Here is a 2,715-nt window from a genome sequence, read left to right on the forward strand (position 1 = left end):
CAGCCGTGGCGGTCCAGGGCGAGGGTGAGGGCCCGCACCATACGGGGGTCGAACTGCGAGCCCGCGCACCGCTTCAGCTCCTTCACGGCCGTGGGCACCGGCCGGGCCCTGCGGTACGTACGCGTCGAGGTCATCGCGTCGAAGGCGTCCGCCACCGCGACCACCCGGGCGAACTCCGGGATCTGCGCCCCGGTGAGCCCGTACGGATAGCCGCTGCCGTCCAGCCGCTCATGGTGGTGGAGGATCGCGGCCCGCGCCTCGCCCAGGAAGCCGATGCCGCGCACCATCTCGTCGCCGTACTCGGGGTGCAGCTCGATCACCCGGCGCTCATCGGGCGTCAGCGGACCGTTTTTGCGCAGCAGCCGGGTGGGGACGCCGAGCTTGCCGACATCGTGGAGGATGCCCGCGATCCGTACCGCCTCCAGCCGGTCGCCGCTCATGCCCAGCTCGCGGGCGATCATCGCGGAGGCGCGGCCGACGCGCTCGCTGTGGCCACGGGTGTAGCGGTCCTTGATGTCGACCGCCTGGACAAGGGCCCGGATGGTGGCCTGGTGGGCGGCGCTCTCGCGGCGGTAGAGCACGAAGCCGCAGGCGCAGACGTACATCGGCAGCAGCACCAGCAGGGCCGCCGCCGGTCCGTAAGGGCTGCGCCACAGCACCGCCATGGCCAGCCCGGCGGGCCCGTGCACCAGGTACGGGGCGAGGGCGCCGGGCAGCCGCCCCCACCAGGCGGCGCGCGGGGACTGCCGCTCGGCGGTGACCAGCACCCCGCCCTCCAGGGCGGTGGCGGTCAGGCCCAGGACGAGCGCGGCGGCCACGGCGGCCGCCAGGGCGTACGGAAAGCCGGGCGCACCGGACGACGCCTGCCCAGCGGAGGCCTGGGCGCCGTCGCCGAGGGCCCAGAGGGCGCTGAGGGTGCCGGGGCCGTCCAGGGCCGCGAAGGCCCACGAGGCCGCCCAGACGGCCAGCGAGAGCCGTGCGGCACGCCAGGCCCGCCGCGCCCCGGCCGGGGGCCGCTCGACCCGGGCGAGCAGCGCACCGGGTACGGCGACCAGCGCCGCGGCGGCGGGCGGCAGCAGAAAAGCCCCGGCCAGAAGGACGGGGCTGCACCATTCGGGCCAGCGGGCGCGGACCCTGGAGCCGACCGCGTGAACCGCGGCGAGCAGGGCGGTCGTGGCCCAGGGGACGGCCGCTCCGGGCCGTACGGCCGGGGCGGCGCAGTACGCCCCGGCGAGCACGGCGCACAGGACATAGGCGCGCGCGCCGTGGGGAAGTGCCCGCACGGTGTCCTCCTCCCCATCCATGTCCATTGCGCCGCCCCTCTCGGGCGGGGCGGGTCAGGTGGTTGGGGAGCTTAGGACGAGGCGGGGCGTATGGGACCGGAGGGACTGTCCGATTACACCCCTTCGAGTGATGATCTGATCACCGAGGGTGGGAATAGGAACGCGCCAACTCGATTGATGTTCGACCGGCGCTCCACCGCGGCCTGAGCCCCGGGGTCGCTTGGGGCCGGAGCCCCGGGGTCACTCCTGGGCGCTGCTCGGCGCCTTCGTCTCCGTCGTGATCTCGCGCTCCGGCACCGCCTGCCCGGAGCGGATCAGCTCGATCCGCCCCATGACCTTCGACCGGAGGTCGGTGGGCACGTCGTCATGGCCGCAGCACCGCTTGACGAGCTTCTTCACGGCCTTCTCGAGGCCGTACTTCTCCAGGCACGGAGAGCACTCGTCGAAGTGCACCTCGAACTTGGCGCAGTCGCCGTCCGGCATCTCGTGGTCGAGGAACTCGTAGAGGTGGTCGAGAACCTCGGAGCAGTCCGTCTCATGCGGCTCTCCGCAGCTCATGAGTCCGCGCCTTTCCGATCGTGCGACTCGTCCGCCGCAGCGCCCGCGCCGGCCGGGACCAGCCCGCGCCCACGGGCGTAGTCCTCCAGCAGACCGCGCAGCTGGCGGCGCCCACGGTGCAGCCGGGACATCACCGTACCGATGGGTGTACCCATGATGTCCGCGATCTCCTTGTAGGCAAAGCCCTCGACGTCCGCGAGATAGACCGCGATGCGGAACTCCTCGGGGATGGCCTGGAGGGCCTCCTTGACATCGGAGTCGGGCAGATGGTCGAGGGCCTGCGACTCGGCGGAGCGCAGACCGGTCGACATATGCGACTCGGCGCGCGCGAGCTGCCAGTCCTCGATCTCCTCGGCCGCGCTGCGCTGGGGCTCCCGCTGCTTCTTGCGGTACGAGTTGATGAAGGTATTGGTCAGGATGCGGTACAGCCACGCCTTGAGGTTGGTGCCCTCGCGGAACTGGTGGAAGGACCCGTACGCCTTGGCGTAGGTCTCCTGCACGAGGTCCTCGGCGTCGGCCGGGTTACGCGTCATCCGCAGCGCGGCCGAGTACATCTGGTCCAAGAAGGCAAGGGCGTCCCGCTCGAAGCGTGCGTTGCGCTCCGAGGACGACTCCTGCGACCGCTCGACCGGCTCTCCCTCGGTCACGCCGTCGGTACCTGCGTCGGTCCCAGTGACCTGACCCACCTCCTCCAGCTTCGTGTCGGGTCCGGATGTGGACCCGCTCGAATCGGAGAATAGACGACGATCCGGTGCGCCCGCCGCTTCGATCTTCACGGCCTGCGCCGCCTGCAGCTGAGACCAGTCCAGGTCAGCGGCCTGTGGACGGGCCGGGCAAGCAAGCGAACCCATGCGGGGGACTCCCTTTCCTCGTA

The 2,715-nt window shown here is 71.8% G+C and carries 3 protein-coding genes; all 3 read right to left on the reverse strand.

From position 1 onward, the window contains the following. Positions 1–1,283 (reverse strand): HD-GYP domain-containing protein (locus GWI24_RS43145; RefSeq protein WP_210951476.1); only part of this gene is annotated, 1,283 nt, incomplete at its 3' end. Positions 1,284–1,523: 240 nt separating this feature from the next. Beyond that, positions 1,524–1,841, reverse strand: a complete 318-nt coding sequence (gene rsrA / locus GWI24_RS43150; RefSeq protein WP_137979458.1) for a mycothiol system anti-sigma-R factor — start codon at positions 1,839–1,841, stop codon at positions 1,524–1,526. Beyond that, positions 1,838–2,527 carry a sigma-70 family RNA polymerase sigma factor gene (locus tag GWI24_RS43155; protein ID WP_037952362.1) on the reverse strand — a complete coding sequence of 230 codons (690 nt, stop codon included), beginning with the start codon at positions 2,525–2,527 and terminating at the stop codon, positions 1,838–1,840. Before GWI24_RS43155 ends, rsrA begins: the two co-directional genes overlap by 4 nt. Positions 2,528–2,715: the final 188 nt, after the last annotated feature.

This window comes from Streptomyces sp. MK37H (genome assembly GCF_018035285.1).
GTDB classification, from domain to species: domain Bacteria; phylum Actinomycetota; class Actinomycetes; order Streptomycetales; family Streptomycetaceae; genus Streptomyces; species Streptomyces endocoffeicus.

Coding starts and splice junctions, on each gene's coding strand:
- rsrA (WP_137979458.1), bottom strand. CDS start 1,841: ATGAGCTGCGGAGAGCCGCATGAGACGGACTGCTCCGAGGTTCTCGAC.